This is a genomic window from Enterobacter sp. CGMCC 5087 (assembly GCF_003144775.1).
In the GTDB taxonomy this organism is placed as follows: Bacteria; Pseudomonadota; Gammaproteobacteria; order Enterobacterales; family Enterobacteriaceae; genus Enterobacter; species Enterobacter cloacae_M.
In genome coordinates, this window is record NZ_QFXN01000152.1 from 15,614 (window position 1) to 29,969 (window position 14,356).

The 14,356-nt window shown below is 56.2% G+C and carries 14 protein-coding genes; 8 read left to right on the forward strand and 6 right to left on the reverse strand.

The features are described from left to right. Nucleotides 1–8 precede the first annotated feature (8 nt). From gluQRS to panD, 6 genes are all read left to right on the forward strand, one after another. Nucleotides 9–899 carry a tRNA glutamyl-Q(34) synthetase GluQRS gene (gluQRS, locus tag DEO48_RS14350; protein WP_109845550.1) on the forward strand — a complete coding sequence of 297 codons (891 nt, stop codon included), beginning with the start codon at nucleotides 9–11 and terminating at the stop codon, nucleotides 897–899. 42 nt (nucleotides 900–941) lie between these two features. Continuing rightward, a complete protein-coding gene (gene pcnB, locus DEO48_RS14355; protein WP_216786933.1) occupies nucleotides 942–2,339 on the forward strand; it encodes a polynucleotide adenylyltransferase PcnB in 1,398 nt (465 codons plus the stop codon). Next, nucleotides 2,336–2,815, forward strand: a complete 480-nt coding sequence (gene folK, locus DEO48_RS14360) for a 2-amino-4-hydroxy-6-hydroxymethyldihydropteridine diphosphokinase (RefSeq protein WP_109845552.1) — start codon at nucleotides 2,336–2,338, stop codon at nucleotides 2,813–2,815. Before pcnB ends, folK begins: the two co-directional genes overlap by 4 nt. A 123-nt stretch (nucleotides 2,816–2,938) precedes the next feature. Next, nucleotides 2,939–3,730, forward strand: coding sequence for a 3-methyl-2-oxobutanoate hydroxymethyltransferase (gene panB / locus DEO48_RS14365; RefSeq protein WP_023310432.1), 792 nt, complete (start codon nucleotides 2,939–2,941; stop codon nucleotides 3,728–3,730). Between the two features lie 11 nt (nucleotides 3,731–3,741). Beyond that, nucleotides 3,742–4,593, forward strand: coding sequence for a pantoate--beta-alanine ligase (panC, locus tag DEO48_RS14370; RefSeq protein ID WP_023310431.1), 852 nt, complete (start codon nucleotides 3,742–3,744; stop codon nucleotides 4,591–4,593). 33 nt (nucleotides 4,594–4,626) lie between these two features. After that, nucleotides 4,627–5,007 carry an aspartate 1-decarboxylase gene (gene panD, locus DEO48_RS14375; RefSeq protein WP_006810068.1) on the forward strand — a complete coding sequence of 127 codons (381 nt, stop codon included), beginning with the start codon at nucleotides 4,627–4,629 and terminating at the stop codon, nucleotides 5,005–5,007. Nucleotides 5,008–5,010: 3 nt separating this feature from the next. Here the strand turns inward: panD and DEO48_RS14380 are convergent, their stop codons facing one another. The 4 genes from DEO48_RS14380 to DEO48_RS14395 form a co-directional block, all read right to left on the reverse strand. Beyond that, nucleotides 5,011–6,258 (reverse strand): polysaccharide deacetylase family protein, encoded by a 1,248-nt coding sequence (locus DEO48_RS14380; protein ID WP_109845553.1) that lies wholly within the window; start codon nucleotides 6,256–6,258, stop codon nucleotides 5,011–5,013. Nucleotides 6,259–6,320: 62 nt separating this feature from the next. Further along, nucleotides 6,321–6,761, reverse strand: coding sequence for a PTS sugar transporter subunit IIA (locus DEO48_RS14385; protein ID WP_109845554.1), 441 nt, complete (start codon nucleotides 6,759–6,761; stop codon nucleotides 6,321–6,323). A gap of 104 nt (nucleotides 6,762–6,865) precedes the next feature. Then, nucleotides 6,866–7,636, reverse strand: a complete 771-nt coding sequence (locus tag DEO48_RS14390) for an ABC transporter permease (RefSeq protein WP_023310428.1) — start codon at nucleotides 7,634–7,636, stop codon at nucleotides 6,866–6,868. Further along, nucleotides 7,633–8,559, reverse strand: coding sequence for an ABC transporter ATP-binding protein (locus DEO48_RS14395; RefSeq protein WP_003856300.1), 927 nt, complete (start codon nucleotides 8,557–8,559; stop codon nucleotides 7,633–7,635). The genes DEO48_RS14390 and DEO48_RS14395 overlap by 4 nt, the downstream gene beginning before the upstream one ends. 107 nt (nucleotides 8,560–8,666) lie before the next feature. Here DEO48_RS14395 and can point away from each other — a divergent pair, with 107 nt between their 5' ends. Continuing rightward, nucleotides 8,667–9,329: a carbonate dehydratase gene (gene can, locus DEO48_RS14400; protein ID WP_008501947.1), complete on the forward strand. Its 663-nt coding sequence runs from the start codon at nucleotides 8,667–8,669 to the stop codon at nucleotides 9,327–9,329. A 61-nt stretch (nucleotides 9,330–9,390) separates the two neighbouring features. Here can and hpt read toward each other — a convergent pair whose 3' ends face one another. Continuing rightward, entirely contained in the window at nucleotides 9,391–9,927 is a 537-nt protein-coding gene (hpt, locus tag DEO48_RS14405; RefSeq protein WP_008501948.1) for a hypoxanthine phosphoribosyltransferase, read from the reverse strand. 208 nt (nucleotides 9,928–10,135) lie between these two features. Between hpt and DEO48_RS14410 the strand changes: the two genes are divergently transcribed. Beyond that, on the forward strand, nucleotides 10,136–12,526 hold the full coding sequence (locus DEO48_RS14410; RefSeq protein WP_023310427.1) for a glucose/quinate/shikimate family membrane-bound PQQ-dependent dehydrogenase: 2,391 nt from the start codon (nucleotides 10,136–10,138) through the stop codon (nucleotides 12,524–12,526). Between the two features lie 132 nt (nucleotides 12,527–12,658). On the opposite strand, the gene cueO is transcribed toward DEO48_RS14410, so the two are convergent. After that, nucleotides 12,659–14,227, reverse strand: coding sequence for a multicopper oxidase CueO (gene cueO, locus DEO48_RS14415; protein WP_109845555.1), 1,569 nt, complete (start codon nucleotides 14,225–14,227; stop codon nucleotides 12,659–12,661). Between the last annotated feature and the right edge of the window lie 129 nt (nucleotides 14,228–14,356).

Consider the following 14,356-nt stretch of genomic DNA (forward strand, 5'->3'; position numbering starts at 1 on the left):
CAGTTGATATGTCTGAATCACACTATATTGGGCGCTTCGCGCCATCTCCTTCCGGTGAATTACACTTCGGCTCATTAATTGCCGCGCTCGGCAGTTACCTGCAGGCTCGCGCCCGCCGGGGAAAATGGCTCGTCCGCATAGAAGATATTGACCCTCCGCGTGAAGTTCCCGGTGCAGCAGAGACGATTCTGCGTCAGCTGGAACATTACGGTCTTCACTGGGATGACGAGGTTCTGTGGCAGTCAAAACGTCACGAGGCCTATCGGGAACGTCTGGCCTGGCTTCGCGCTCAGGGACTTTCCTATAACTGCACCTGCACCCGCGCGCGTATCCAGAGCGTTGGTGGCGTCTATGACGGCCACTGCCGCACGCTTAATCTTCCCCCGGAAAATGCCGCCGTGCGTATAAAACAGCGCTCCCCGGTGACGCGCTTTACCGATTTACTCTCCGGTGAGATTCATGCCGATGAACGCCTGGCGCGTGAGGATTTTATTATTCACCGCCGTGACGGCCTGTTTGCCTATAACCTGGCGGTGGTCGTCGACGATCGTTTTCAGGGCGTGACGGAAATTGTGCGCGGGGCGGATCTGGTCGAACCAACCGTACGACAAATATCGCTGTATCACCAGTTTGGCTGGACGGCACCGGACTACATTCATCTGCCGCTGGCGGTCAATGCGCAGGGCTTTAAATTGTCAAAGCAGAACCACGCCCCGGCCCTGCCAGACGGCGATCCGCGTCCTGTTTTGATCGACGCGCTGCGATTTCTCAACCAGAATGTATCCAACGAATGGCAGGATCTGCGTATTGACGAACTGCTGAAAATGGCCGTTGCCAACTGGACGCTCGCGGCAGTGCCAAAAATCCAGCATTCTCAAATGCGTTGCGCTGAGCTATGATTAGCCGCTTTTTTCATAACAAAACACACTACGAGGTGTACCATTTTTACCCGAGTCGCTAATTTTTGCCGTAAAGTGCTAAGCCGCGAAGAGAGCATGGCGAACGATGCTATTGCACAGCCACACATGTCGGTTATTCCGCGTGAGCAGCACACTATTTCCCGCAAAGATATCAGTGAAAATGCCCTCAAGGTGCTCTATCGTCTGAATAAAGCGGGCTACGAGGCCTATCTCGTGGGCGGTGGAGTACGTGATTTACTGCTGGGCAAAAAACCAAAAGATTTCGACGTGACGACCAGCGCCACGCCTGAGCAGGTGCGCAAATTATTCCGCAACTGCCGTCTCGTTGGCCGCCGTTTCCGTCTGGCTCACGTGATGTTTGGCCCGGAAATTATCGAAGTGGCGACCTTCCGCGGCCACCACGAAGCCGGCGCATCCGATCGCACCACGTCACAGCGCGGCCAGAACGGCATGCTGCTGCGTGACAATATCTTCGGCTCTATCGAAGAAGATGCCCAGCGTCGCGACTTCACCATCAACAGCCTTTATTACAGCGTGGCGGATTTCACCGTGCGCGATTACGTCGGCGGCATGCAGGACCTGAAAGAAGGTCTGATCCGTCTGATCGGCACGCCGGAAACGCGCTATCGCGAAGATCCCGTGCGTATGCTGCGCGCCGTGCGTTTCGCCGCCAAGCTTAATATGCGCATCAGCCAGGAAACGGCAGAGCCGATTCCGCGCCTGGCGACGTTGATTAACGACGTGCCGCCTGCCCGCCTGTTTGAAGAGGCGCTGAAGCTGCTGCAGGCAGGCCACGGCTTTGAAACCTACAATCTACTGCGCGAATACAACCTTTTCCAGCCCCTGTTCCCGACCATTACCCGCTACTTCACCGAAAGCGGTGACAGCCCAATGGAGCGGATGATTGCGCAGGTGCTGAAAAATACCGATACCCGTATTCGCAACGACATGCGCGTCAATCCGGCGTTCCTGTTTGCGGCGATGTTCTGGTATCCGCTGCTCGAAACGGCCCAGCGAATTACCCAGGAGAGCGGGCTTGCATACTATGATGCCTTCGCGCTGGCCGCAAACGACGTGCTGGACGAAGGGTGCCGTACGCTCGCTATTCCAAAACGCATTACCACGCTGGTGCGCGATATCTGGCAGCTTCAGCTGCGCATGTCCCGTCGTCAGGGCAAACGCGCCTGGAAGCTGATGGAGCATCCAAAATTCCGCGCCGCCTTCGATCTGCTGTCGCTGCGTGCTGAAATTGAACGCAACCAGGAGCTGCAGCGCCTGGCGCAGTGGTGGGCCGAATTCCAGGTCTCAGCACCGCCGGAGCAAAAAGACATGCTCACCGGGCTGGATGAAGAGCCAGAACCGCGTCGCCGCCATCGTCGTCCGCGCAAACGCGCGCCGCGTCGTGAAGGGACAGCATGACCCTCGCGTATATCGCCATCGGCAGCAATTTAGCCTCTCCGCTGGAGCAGGTGAACGCTGCCATACAGGCGCTGGGGGAGATCCCGCAAAGTAAGATCGTGGCGGTCTCCTCTTTCTACCGTACCCCGCCGCTGGGTCCGCAGGATCAGCCTGATTATCTCAATGCCGCCGTGGTGCTGGAAACCGCTCTGAATGCCGAAACGCTGCTGGATAACACCCAGCGTATCGAACTGCAGCAGGGCCGCGTACGCAAAGCCGAGCGCTGGGGACCGCGCACGCTGGACCTCGACATTATGCTGTTTGGTCACGAGACCATTAGCACTGAACGTCTCACCGTTCCGCATTACGACATGAAAAATCGCGGGTTTATGCTCTGGCCGCTGTTTGAAGTCGCCCCCGATCTCATCTTCCCGGATGGCATCCCACTGAGGACCATTCTGGACAACCTCAACGCGGAAAGACCCGCCCGCTGGTGATCCGATTCCCCTGCCGATTAACCTCAAAATAATTGTGGCTAATCGGTTACCTAAAATCATTGTTCCCCCGAATGTTACTGTTAGAATGCGCAAAGATTCGCTTTTGGGCTATCAGGAAACAGTATGAAACCAACCACCATCTCCTTACTGCAGAAATGCAAACAGGAAAAAAAACGCTTCGCCACCATCACTGCGTATGACTACAGCTTCGCCAAACTCTTTGCCGAAGAGGGTATCAACGTCATGCTGGTCGGAGATTCGTTAGGGATGACGGTACAAGGACATGATTCCACCCTGCCGGTCACGGTTGAGGATATCGCTTACCACACCCGTGCGGTGCGCCGCGGGGCTCCAGCCTGCCTGCTGCTCTCCGATCTGCCGTTTATGGCCTATGCCACGCCGGAGCAGGCGTTCGAAAACGCGGCAGCGGTCATGCGTGCTGGCGCTAACATGGTCAAAATTGAAGGCGGCGCCTGGCTGGTGGATACGGTGAAGATGCTCACCGAGCGCGCCGTGCCGGTGTGCGGCCATTTGGGCTTGACGCCGCAGTCCGTCAACATCTTTGGTGGATATAAAGTGCAGGGCCGCGGTGACGCCGCCCAGACGCTGCTGGATGATGCCCTGGCGCTGGAAGCCGCAGGCGCCCAGCTGCTGGTGCTGGAGTGCGTGCCGGTTGAGCTGGCGAAGCGTATTACTGAAGCCCTGTCGATTCCGGTGATTGGTATCGGTGCAGGCAACGTGACCGACGGTCAGATCCTGGTGATGCACGACGCCTTTGGCATCACCGGCGGGCATATTCCGAAGTTTGCCAAAAATTTCCTCACCGAAGCGGGCGACATGCGCGCTGCGGTCAGGCAGTATATTGCCGACGTTGAATCCGGTGTTTACCCGGGTGAAGAACACAGTTTCCATTAAGGAGTCTCGTTGTGCTAATCATTGAAACCCTGCCGCTGCTGCGCCAGCATATCCGCCGCGCGCGTCAGGAAGGTAAACGTATCGCACTGGTCCCGACCATGGGCAACCTGCATGACGGCCATATGAAGCTGGTTGACGAAGCAAGAGCCCGTGCAGATATCGTGGTGGTCAGTATCTTCGTTAACCCAATGCAGTTTGACCGCGCCGACGATCTGGCACGCTATCCGCGCACCCTGCAGGAAGATTGCGAGAAGCTCAAAAAACGCCATGCGGATATTGTCTTCTCTCCGGCACCGGCGGATGTCTATCCTCAGGGTACCGATGAGGCCACTTACGTTGACGTACCGGGCATTTCCACCATGCTGGAAGGCGCAAGCCGCCCGGGTCATTTCCGCGGCGTATCGACCATCGTCAGCAAGCTGTTCAACCTGGTGCAGCCGGACGTTGCCTGCTTCGGTGAGAAAGATTTCCAGCAGCTGGCGCTGATCCGCAAGATGGTTGCTGACATGGGTTACGATATCGAGATTGTCGGCGTACCGATTGTACGCGCGAAAGACGGTCTGGCGCTCAGCTCGCGAAATGGCTACCTGACCGCGGACCAGCGTAAAATCGCGCCGGGCTTAAGCAAGGTCATGAACACCATGGCAGAACAGCTGCTGGCGAAAGAGTTAACGGCCGAAGAGATTATTGCTCTGGCTGAACAGGCGCTGAACGATAAAGGCTTCCGCGCTGATGATATTCAAATTCGCGATGCCGACACGCTTCTGGAGCTTACACAGACCAGCAAACGTGCGGTCATTCTGGTGGCGGCATGGCTTGGTCAGGCCCGCCTAATCGACAACAAAGTGGTTGAACTGGCGTAGGTTTCTCTACCCGGAAGATGAAAGGTAAACGTAATGATTCGCAAAATGCTGCAAGGTAAGCTTCACCGTGTGAAAGTCACCCAGGCCGACCTGCACTATGAAGGCTCCTGCGCCATCGACCAGGATTTCCTTGATGCTGCGGGCATCCTTGAAAACGAAGCGATTGATATCTGGAACGTTAACAACGGCAAACGTTTCTCAACCTACGCCATCGCCGCTGAGCGCGGGTCTAAAATCATCTCCGTTAACGGCGCGGCAGCGCACTGCGCGGACGTGGGCGATATAGTGATTATCGCCAGCTTCGTGATGATGTCTGATGAAGAAGCGCGCCGCTGGCAGCCGAAAGTTGCCTACTTTGAAGGCGACAACGACATGAAACGTACCGCGAAGGCGATTCCGGTTCAGGTTGCTTAAGCACTATCCCTGCGGCTGATTGCTGATCAGCCGCGACATGGTCTCCAGCGAATCCGTTCTTAAGATGTACAGGCGTTTCAGCAAGAACGGATTATCCCCCGGCTTCACCTTCCCTTTTACCGTCGTCACCGCCAGATGAAAACCGGCGTCATTCGCCGCCTTTATCGCTTTATTGTCGTAGCCGCCAAACGGATAGGAAAGATAGAGCACGCGTGGATTAAACTGCGCCAGCGCGCGACGCGAGCGTTCAAAATCAAACAAAATCACGTGATAGCTGCGGCTCAGCAATATCGGGTGTTTATACCCATCCACGCGGTGCAGGAAATGGGTGTGAGACTGAATATCGAACACATCCTGAATCCCCTTAATCTCCTGCACGCTCATAAACTGCAGCGATTTTGGATCCCACTTCTGCGGATGGCCTTTTATGCGGGAAGAGATAATAAACGCGGTAGCCTTGAAGCCATACTCTTTCAGCACAGGATAGGCATAGCGGCTGACGGATTTCAGGCCGTCGTCAAAGGTAATCACCACCGATTTTGCAGGCAGGTTCATTTTGTTACGCACGTACCCTTCAAGCTGGTACATCGTCAGGGTGGTATAGCCCTGATCGCGTAGCCAGGCCATCTGGTTGTTGAACGCACGTACGCTGGTGGTCGTGGACGTATGTCGAAAACGCGTGTTCTCTTCATCACGCAGAATATGATGGTAGGTCAGAACCGGAAGTCCGTTATCTTCCTGCGCGTCCAGGCTGCTGATCCACGCCAGACGATTGCCGATGCGGATCTGGAACCAGGTCTGATTCAGCCGGTCTTTCAGTTTATTCAGTATGGGATAGCGCAGATTGGCGCTTAATGTGCCGAAAGGCGCGCTGCCGCTCGACGGCGCGTTATACACCGGCGTGTCTTTCCAGGTAATCAGGTTCTGATTGCTCAGGGGTTTATTGAGATCCCCGAGGCTGTCCTCGACGCGCTGTTTCCCCTGAACCGGCTCCAGGTGGCCCTTGTCGATAAACCCCGTGCCAAAACCGAAGCGAAATTCGTAGTAGTCCGCCGCCGCGGGCACAACGGCCAGGATCTGCCCGGCGCGCACGTTACCGACGTTGATCACGCTGTTCCCCACCTGCGCCCAGATCGCCGCGTCTTCGGTGGTTTGCATGTACTGGGTAGGCAGCGTGTGCTGACTGAGTAAACTGGCTGAGCTGACGCCGGAAATGAGCATCAATAGCAGGAAAAGAAAGCGCGGTAGCATGGTGTCTTAATCGGTGCGGAAAACTGCCGCTATTGTAACAAATGAGACATCAATACCAACGTTTAATTCTTATACAAATCGTGGAGCAGGACGAAAGGAGGATTTTTTTGCTGCTGATGCCACAAGCTGCTGACGCCCGGAACGCCCTGCGCCACGATGGCCTGGCGAAACTCAGCGCTACTTAATAATTCACGCTGCGGATACATTAACGCCAGCAGGGAGAGGTTAATACCCGAGATCACTTCACAGCACGCGTGCTTATGGCTCAGCAACGCGGCTGCGCGGTAAGGCGCCGCGCCCGATTTATCGGTCAAAAAAATGACGCCATCACCGGTGTCCGTTTCATGCAGGGCATCGCACATCATGCGGCTCAGCATGTTGGTGCTCAACCCGCGCCAGTAGTTTACCGCCCGGCACTGCACCAGCGGGCCAAATCTGGCTTCAAGCTTATCCAGCATTTCCTGCGCCTGTTCATCGTGGCAGGTGATAACCCATCCCAGCATAACTCCCTCCTTAGCAGGCAAGTAGTTTAGCGGAGTGAAGGTTAGCTTACGGTGATAACTGTCAAAGAAAGTGCCCGGCAAACAGAACGTCGCCGGGCAAAAGATTAGCTGCGCAGCCCGCGTCCGCGCTGGATCAGCGACCAGCAGAGCAGGTAGAAGGCGATGATAAACACCACCAGCACCGCCACCGTGGTAAACAGCGGCACATCGGTGATACCGAGGAAGCCAAAGCGGAACCCGCTGATCATGTAGACAATCGGGTTCAGGTGCGACAGCGCCTGCCAGAACGGTGGCAGCAGCGTCAGGGAGTAGAACACCCCGCCGAGATAGGTCAGCGGCGTCAGCACGAAGGTCGGGATCAGGCTGATGTCGTCAAACGTTTTGGCGAACACGGCGTTCAGCAGACCGGCCAGCGAGAACAGGATCGCCGTCAGGAGCAGCGTCAGCGCGACAAACAGCCACGAGTGGACCTGAAACGGTACGAAGAACAGCGAAATCGCCGTGACCAGGATCCCCACGCACAGCCCGCGCGCCACGCCGCCGCCAACATAGCCCGCGATAATGACGTGCGTCGGCACAGGCGCGACCAGCAGCTCTTCAATATTGCGCTGGAACTTGGCGCTGAAGAATGACGACGCCACGTTGGCATAGGCGTTGGTGATCACCGCCATCATAATCAGGCCCGGCACGATAAACTGCATATAGGTAAAGCCGTGCATTTCACCAATCCGGGAACCAATCAGGTTACCGAAGATGATGAAATAAAGCGTCATCGTGATGACCGGCGGCACCAGGGTTTGCACCCAGATACGCATAAAGCGGTTGATCTCTTTCGCCCAGATACTTTTCAGCGCGACCCAGTAAAGATGCGTCATGCCTTGTCTCCTTGTTTGTCATGTACCAGAGAGACAAACAGCTCTTCCAGTCGGTTCGCTTTGTTACGCATACTTAAAACCTGAATCCCCTGCGCGCTCAGCTGTGAGAACACGCTGTTAATCCCCTGCTCGCGCAGCACTTCCACTTCCAGCGTCGAGGTATCCACCAGACGATAGTTGTAGCCTTCAAGTTTTGGCAGCGCGCTTTTCGCCGCCAGATCGAGAATGAAGGTTTCGGATTTCAGCTTGGAGAGCAGATTCTTCATCGAGGTGTTTTCCACCAGCTCGCCGTGCTGAATGATGCCGATGTTGCGGCACAGCATTTCAGCCTCTTCCAGGTAGTGGGTGGTCAGAATAATGGTGGTGCCTTTATCGTTGAGATCTTTCAGGAAGCCCCACATGGAACGACGAAGTTCGATATCGACACCCGCAGTCGGCTCATCGAGGATCAGCAGTTTTGGCTCATGCATCAGCGCACGGGCGATCATCAGGCGGCGCTTCATCCCGCCGGACAACATGCGCGCGCGTTCGTTACGCTTTTCCCACAGATCGAGCTGCTTAAGGTATTTTTCGCTACGCTCGAGGGCCTCTTTACGCTCAACGCCGTAATAGCCCGCCTGGTTAACGACAATTTGCTGCACCGTCTCGAACGGGTTGAAGTTGAACTCCTGCGGAACCAGCCCCAGCTGGCGCTTGGCGTTCACCACATCTTTTTGCAGGTCGTACCCAAAGACGCTCACCCGGCCGGACGTTTTATTGACCAGTGAGCTGATAATCCCAATGGTGGTCGATTTCCCCGCCCCGTTCGGCCCCAGAAGCGCGTAAAAATCACCGGCCTCTACTTTCAGATCTATTCCGCGTAGCGCCTGAACGCCACCCGGATAGGTTTTTTTAAGCTGCTCAAGCTCCAGTGCAATTGCCATGAAATTAACTTACCTTCAGTTCTTACACACGTTGTGTGGTTTCATTAAAAGTCGGGTTACCCTATAGTAGCGCAACGCAATAACTCGGTTACAGGTCGCTAACCTCCATGAACAACATAGATACACTCATCAGCAACAATGCACTATGGTCAAAAATGCTGGTGGAGGAAGACCCCGGATTTTTTGGAAAACTCGCGCAAGCTCAGAACCCACGCTTTCTCTGGATTGGATGTTCCGACAGCCGCGTACCGGCGGAGCGCCTGACCGGCCTTGAACCCGGCGAACTGTTTGTTCACCGCAATGTCGCCAATCTCGTGATTCACACCGATCTCAACTGTCTTTCTGTCGTTCAGTATGCCGTGGACGTTCTGCAAGTCGAGCACATCATCATTTGCGGCCATTATGGCTGCGGCGGCGTGCAGGCGGCGGTTGAAAACACGGAACTGGGGCTCATTGATAACTGGCTACTGCACATCCGCGATATCTGGTTCAAACATAGCTCACTGCTGGGCGAAATGCCGCAGGAGCGTCGCATGGATACCCTTTGCGAACTCAACGTGATGGAGCAGGTATATAACCTGGGCCACTCAACGATCATGCAATCAGCATGGAAACGCGGGCAGAAGGTTTCTATCCACGGCTGGGCGTACGGTATTCACGATGGCCTGCTGCGCAATCTGGAAGTGACCGCCACCAACCGCGAAACGCTGGAGCAGCGTTACCGTTCGGGGATTGCCAACCTTCAGCTTAAGCATGTGAACCATAAATAAAGCCGGGAATGTTCTCCCTCTCCCTGTGGGAGAGGGCCGGGGTGAGGGCATCAGCCCGCCATTACTCGTCCAGCAATACCACTTTCCCCACATACGGCAGATGACGATAACGCTGCGCGTAGTCAATGCCGTAACCGACGACGAATTCGTCAGGAATCGAGAAGCCTACGAACTCTACCGGCACCTGCACTTCACGACGGTCAGGTTTATCCAGCAGCGTACAAATCGCCAGAGATTTTGGCTCGCGCAGGCTCAGGATCTCGCGCACTTTTGACAGCGTGTTGCCGGAGTCGATGATGTCCTCAACGATCAACACATCTTTGCCACGAATATCTTCATCCAGATCTTTCAGGATTTTCACATCACGGGTAGTGGACATGCCGCTGCCGTAGCTGGAGGCGGTCATAAAATCGACCTCATGAGGCACATGCACTTCACGGCACAGGTCTGCCATGAACATGAAAGAGCCGCGCAACAGACCGACCAGCACCATTTCGCTACCGCTGTCCTTGTAATGTTCGGTGATTTGACGACCCAGTTCGGCGATACGCGCTTTGATCTCGGCTTCCGGGATCATCACTTCAACAGTATGTTTCATATTACTAACCAAATGATTTTAGTGAAAATCTCTCAATACGGATGAGTTAATATCCAGCACTGATACGCAAGCCAGCCATTATATCAGCAAATGGATAAGCCTGGCGTATGAGTTATAAAAAGCAAATATTGTGATTCCGATCACACTTGTTAATACCTATAATTAGTTGCTAGCAAATTATTAACAAAAACTGACGAGTACACTTTCTATGGCTGAAACAAACTCTAAACAGCCGCGTCTACTGGTGACATTAACAGCCGCATTCGCAGCCTTCTGCGCGCTGTATCTGTTAATCGGTGGCGTCTGGCTGGTCGCTTTAGGCGGCTCCTGGTACTACCCGATTGCGGGTCTGGTTATGGTTGCCGTAACCGTCCTGCTGTTGCGCAGAAAACAATCTGCACTGTGGCTGTATGCCGCCCTCCTCCTTGCCACCATGATCTGGGGCGTCTGGGAAGTCGGGTTCGACTTCTGGGCACTGACGCCGCGCAGCGACATCCTGGTCTTCTTCGGTATCTGGCTGATCCTGCCGTTCGTCTGGCGTCGCCTGATTGTGCCTTCCAGCGGTGCGGTAGCGGGCCTGGTTGTTGCCCTGCTTATTACCGGCGGCATTCTGACCTGGGCCGGCTTTAATGACCCGCAGGAGATCAACGGTACGCTGAACGCAGAATCCACGCCTGCGGCAGCTATCTCCCAGGTCGCTGACGGCGACTGGCCTGCATATGGTCGTAATCAGGAAGGTCAACGCTACTCTCCGCTGAAGCAGATCAACGCGGACAACGTTAAAAACCTGAAGGAAGCCTGGGTATTCCGTACCGGCGATGTGAAGATGCCGAACGATCCGGGCGAGCTGACCAACGAAGTGACGCCGATTAAAGTCGGCAACATGCTTTATCTGTGTACGGCGCACCAGCGTCTGTTCGCGCTCGACGCGGCCACCGGTAAAGAGAAATGGCACTTCGATCCGCAGCTGAACTCCAACCCGTCCTTCCAGCACGTCACCTGCCGCGGCGTCTCTTACCACGAAGCGCGCGCCGATAATGCCAGCCCGGAGGTCATTGCCGACTGTCCTCGCCGCATTATGCTGCCGGTGAACGATGGCCGTCTGTTCGCCATCAATGCCGAAACGGGCAAGCTGTGCGAAACCTTTGCCAACAAAGGTATCCTGAACCTGCAGACCAACATGCCGGACACCACGCCGGGTCTGTATGAGCCAACCTCGCCGCCAATCATCACCGATAAAACCATCGTGATTGCCGGTTCGGTAACGGATAATTTCTCCACGCGTGAAACCTCCGGCGTTATCCGTGGTTTCGACGTGAACACCGGTAAACTGCTGTGGGCCTTCGACCCGGGCGCGAAAGATCCCAACGCGATCCCGTCGGACGAGCACACCTTTACCTTTAACTCGCCAAACTCCTGGGCACCGGCGGCGTATGACGCGAAGCTGGACCTGGTCTACCTGCCAATGGGCGTGACCACGCCGGATATCTGGGGCGGTAACCGCACGCCGGAGCAGGAGCGTTATGCAAGCGCTATCGTGGCGCTAAATGCGACCACCGGCAAGCTGGCGTGGAGCTACCAGACCGTTCACCACGATCTGTGGGATATGGATATGCCGTCCCAGCCGACGCTGGCCGACATTACCGTTAATGGCAAAACCGTTCCGGTGATTTACGCTCCGGCCAAGACGGGCAACATCTTCGTGCTGGATCGCAGCAACGGTAAGCTGGTTGTGCCAGCACCGGAAAAACCGGTTCCGCAGGGCGCGGCGAAAGGCGATTACGTCAGCAAAACCCAGCCGTTCTCTGACCTGAGCTTCCGTCCGAAGAAAGACCTCAGCGGTGCGGACATGTGGGGCGCCACCATGTTTGACCAGCTGGTGTGCCGCGTGATGTTCCACCAGCTGCGCTATGAAGGCATCTTCACGCCGCCGTCTGAGCAGGGCACGCTGGTCTTCCCGGGTAACCTGGGGATGTTCGAGTGGGGCGGTATTTCCGTTGACCCTAACCGTCAGGTGGCGATCGCCAACCCGATGGCGCTGCCGTTTGTTTCCCGTCTGATCCCACGCGGTCCGGGCAACCCAATGGAGCAGCCGAAAGACGCGAAAGGCAGCGGTACCGAAGCCGGCATTCAGCCGCAGTACGGCGTGCCGTTTGGCGTAACGCTGAACCCGTTCCTGTCGCCGTTTGGTCTGCCGTGTAAACAGCCTGCCTGGGGTTATATCTCCGGCCTGGATCTGAAAACCAACCAGATCGTATGGAAAAAACGTATTGGTACGCCACAGGACAGCATGCCGTTCCCGATGCCTGTTCCGGTGCCGTTCAATATGGGTATGCCAATGCTGGGTGGCCCAATTTCCACCGCCGGTAACGTGCTGTTCATCGCGGCAACCGCAGATAACTATCTGCGCGCGTACAACATGACCAACGGTGAAAAACTGTGGCAGGGCCGTCTGCCAGCGGGTGGACAGGCCACGCCGATGACCTATGAAGTGAATGGCAAGCAGTACGTTGTCATCTCTGCCGGCGGTCACGGTTCGTTTGGCACGAAAATGGGCGACTACATCGTCGCATATGCGTTGCCTGACGAAGGCAAATAAAAGCAAAACGGCAACTTCGGTTGCCGTTTTTGTGTTTGTTCCCTCTCCCTGTGGGAGAGGGTCAGGGTGAGGGCATCAGGCCGCACCTGCGAAATCCAGGCCGGGTAAGGTGAAGCCGCCATCCGGCTTTTTTTATACGGTAAAGCCGAGCATCATCCCCGTATCTTCATGCTCCAGCAGGTGGCAGTGCGCCATATAGGCAAACTCCTTCGGCGCCTCGTGGTCAAACTTCACCAGCACCTCGCTGACGCCGCCTTCTACTCTCACCGTATCTTTCCAGCCCGCGCGGTGCGCATCCGGCGCTTTGCCGTTCTCTGTGAGAATGCGGAACTGGGTGCCGTGGATATGGAACGGGTGCAGCATCATGTCCCCTTCGCCTGAAATCACCCAGCGCTCAAGCTGACCCTTTGTCGCAGCAAACATCGGCGTATTCATGTCGAACGCTTTGCCGTTGATCATGTTGGCGTTGTGGAAATCAAAACCGTGGTCGCCGTGATTCATGTTCCCCATGCTGCCCATTTTGCCGTGGTCCATATTCATGTGGCCCATCATCTGCCCGTGGTGCATCCCCGCCATCGCCTGATCGCCATATTTCGCCATCAGTGCCTGCATGCCCATCATATCGAGCATCGGGTTCATAGAGAGCTGCAGCTTGCGCTGCGTAAGCCCCTCCAGCGACGGGAGGGCTGGCAGAGTGGTTAACGTATCAGGCAGCGTGCCGGATGCGGTCACCAGCAGCGGCTGAATACGAAGCACCGGATGCGGCTTATCAAACGGTGCGACCGCCATCCCCATCTGGCTCACCGGCAGCGTCACGAGGTCAAACGGCTTGCCGTCGCTGATATCCACCAGCACCTCAAAGCGTTCGCCCATGAGCATCGGCAGTTCGCTCACCTTAACCGGCTCCGGCAGCAGCCCGCCGTCGCTGGCTACCACATACAGCGGGCGTTTATCGCTGGTGGCGAAATTGAGCGAGCGTGCGTTACAGCCGTTGAGCAGGCGCAGGCGCAGCCAGCCTTTCGGCGCGGCGTGCTGAGGGTAAATGGCGCCGTTGGTCAGCAGCGTGTCGCCAAACCAGCCTACCGCCGCGCTCATCACGTCCAGCTGGTAGTCAATTTGCCCGTCAGCGTTGAATTTCTTGTCCTGCACAATCACCGGTACGTCGTCGATGCCCCACTGCTTCGGCAGGCGCAGCAGGCGGCTTTCGTCGTCTTCAATCAGCACCAGCCCCGCCAGCCCCATCGCCACCTGATGGCCCGTTTTGCCATGCTGATGCGGATGGAACCAGCAGGTCGCCGCGCGCTGATCGGGCGTAAAGGTGACGCTGCGCGTACCGCCCGCTTTGATGATGCCCTGCGGCCCGCCGTCCACCTCGCCCGGCACTTCCAGCCCGTGCCAGTGCAGCGTCGTCTCTTCGGCGAGCGTGTTGTGGATATCCACCGTCACCGTTTTCCCTTTACGTAGCTGAAGCGCCGGACCGAGCAAATTGCCGTTATAACCCCACGTCGTGGCGTGGTGCTCGCCGAACGTCGTTTTACCGGCCTGAACCACAAGCTGGATACGGCTGCGGGCGTCAGCGGTCACTAAGTCAGGGATGGGTAAGGCAGGCCTGTCGGCCGCGAAAACCGCGCGGCTCCAGAGTGGTAATGCGCTGGCAGCCCCCAGCACAGCGGAATATTTTAAAAAATCACGACGTTGCATGTTCATTTCCTTATTTCCAGCAGGCGATCTTTTGAGCATAAACCCTCCCCTTACCGGAAGGTCAAGTAAAGCGGCAATAATAAAGATCGTCGCACCGGCATCAAGTATGCTAACGTTAATTTTCCGTGA

Bases quoted from the DNA above. Each gene is read 5' to 3' on its own strand.
- gluQRS (WP_109845550.1), top strand. From the start codon at position 9: ATGTCTGAATCACACTATATTGGGCGCTTCGCGCCATCTCCTTCCGGT.
- folK (WP_109845552.1), top strand. From the start codon at position 2,336: ATGACCCTCGCGTATATCGCCATCGGCAGCAATTTAGCCTCTCCGCTG.
- panB (WP_023310432.1), top strand. From the start codon at position 2,939: ATGAAACCAACCACCATCTCCTTACTGCAGAAATGCAAACAGGAAAAA.
- panD (WP_006810068.1), top strand. From the start codon at position 4,627: ATGATTCGCAAAATGCTGCAAGGTAAGCTTCACCGTGTGAAAGTCACC.
- DEO48_RS14380 (WP_109845553.1), bottom strand. From the start codon at position 6,258: ATGCTACCGCGCTTTCTTTTCCTGCTATTGATGCTCATTTCCGGCGTC.
- DEO48_RS14385 (WP_109845554.1), bottom strand. From the start codon at position 6,761: ATGCTGGGATGGGTTATCACCTGCCACGATGAACAGGCGCAGGAAATG.
- DEO48_RS14390 (WP_023310428.1), bottom strand. From the start codon at position 7,636: ATGACGCATCTTTACTGGGTCGCGCTGAAAAGTATCTGGGCGAAAGAG.
- DEO48_RS14395 (WP_003856300.1), bottom strand. From the start codon at position 8,559: ATGGCAATTGCACTGGAGCTTGAGCAGCTTAAAAAAACCTATCCGGGT.
- can (WP_008501947.1), top strand. From the start codon at position 8,667: ATGAACAACATAGATACACTCATCAGCAACAATGCACTATGGTCAAAA.
- hpt (WP_008501948.1), bottom strand. From the start codon at position 9,927: ATGAAACATACTGTTGAAGTGATGATCCCGGAAGCCGAGATCAAAGCG.
- DEO48_RS14410 (WP_023310427.1), top strand. From the start codon at position 10,136: ATGGCTGAAACAAACTCTAAACAGCCGCGTCTACTGGTGACATTAACA.
- cueO (WP_109845555.1), bottom strand. From the start codon at position 14,227: ATGCAACGTCGTGATTTTTTAAAATATTCCGCTGTGCTGGGGGCTGCC.